Here is a 1,432-nt window from a genome sequence, read left to right on the forward strand (position 1 = left end):
CCGCACACGAGGAGGTGGCCCACGCCGAGCCGGTCCAGCTCCGCCCGCAGATCGGTCCGGAAGAACGCGCTGTCCCGGGTCTTGACCACCTCCACGTGGTCACCGGTGGCGAGCCCGTCGAGGAACCGGGCCTGCTCGGTGCCGGGGAACGCGAAGCCCTGGTCGTCCTCGAGCATGTTGAGGGTCCAGGTGGAGCGGTCCTCGGCGTGCTCGGTCCGCACCAGGACCACCGGACGGTCGGCCTCGTGGGCGGCGCGGATCAGCTCGTTGACCGAGCCGACCAGCTCGTCCCGCACCGCCGCCAGCTCGGGGAACTCGAAGTACGAGTTCTGCATGTCGATCACCACCAGCGCCGTCCGCCGGCCGGCCTGCTCGCCGGCCTGGTCGCCGATCCTCCCGGCCGGCCGCCACCAGGTGTCGGCCACCTCGACGGGGGTGGTGCGCTTGTGCCGGTTGCGGTGCCACGCCTCCTCGATCAGCCGGGCCGCGTCCTCGGGCACCTCGCGACCCTCGAGGTAGTCGTCGATGTGGTCGTAGCTGATACCCAGTTCCTCTTCATCGGTCTGGCCCTCGGCCTCGTCGAGGAGGTCGGCCGTGGGCACCTTGTCCCACAGCTGTCGCGGCGCCTGAAGGTGACGGAGCAGCTCCCGGACCTGGCGTTTGTCCAGCCCGGACAGCGGGAGGAGGTCGGCGGCACCGTCGCCGAACTTGGTGAAGAACCCGGTGACGTTCTCGGCGGCGTGGTCGGCGCCGATCACCAGTAGCCCGCGGTCCCCGGCCACGGCGTACTGCGCGACCATGCGGTGGCGCGCCTTGGTGTTGCCCTTGGTGAAGTCCGTCAGCTCCTCGCCGGCGGCCTTGCGGATCTCGCCGTCGAGCCCGTCCACGCCCGGGGCGACGTTCACCGTGAGGGTCTCGTCGGCCCCCACGAACTCCACGGCCGCCACCGCGTCGTGCTCGTCGTGCTGCACGCGGTAGGGCAGGCGCATCCCCACGAAGACCGCCTCGCCACCGTCGGCGCGCACCCTCTCCACCGCCAGCTGTGCCAGGCGGCCGGCCAACGAGGAGTCCACGCCGCCCGAGATCCCGAGCACGAAGCCCTTCGCCCCGCTCGCACCCAGGTAATCGGCCAGGAATCGCACCCGGCGCTCCACCTCCTCGGCGGGGTCGATCCGGGGACGGACGCCGAGGGCGTCGATGATCTGTCGTTGTGTCGCGCGCATGGGCCCAGTGTGCTGGCGATCCCCGCGCGACTGCCACCGGACGACCCTCGGCGCGTGGACCCCCGGCGCCGGGTGGGGTGATCGGTCAGGCGCCGGCGTCGTGGACGAATTCGCCGACGATCCGCGGCCAGGCCGCCACCTCGGCGGGCGTCCGCGCCACCTCGAGGCGGACGTCCGGGAGCAGGCCCAGCAGCTCCTCGGCCACGGCG

1 protein-coding gene and 1 pseudogene are annotated in these 1,432 nt (G+C 72.5%); both read right to left on the reverse strand.

Features of this window, described 5'->3' with window-relative positions; genetic code table 11:
- Positions 1–335, reverse strand: a 335-nt coding sequence (locus G6022_RS17160; protein ID WP_241731146.1) for an isochorismatase family protein, incomplete at its 3' end; no start/stop codon positions are given.
- A 69-nt stretch (positions 336–404) separates the two neighbouring features.
- Positions 405–1,223, reverse strand: a pseudogene (nadE, locus tag G6022_RS10310) (ammonia-dependent NAD(+) synthetase); the annotation flags it as partial.
- Positions 1,224–1,432: the final 209 nt, after the last annotated feature.

The organism is Dietzia sp. Cai40, assembly GCF_014145165.1.
Lineage (GTDB): Bacteria > Actinomycetota > Actinomycetes > Mycobacteriales > Mycobacteriaceae > Dietzia > Dietzia natronolimnaea.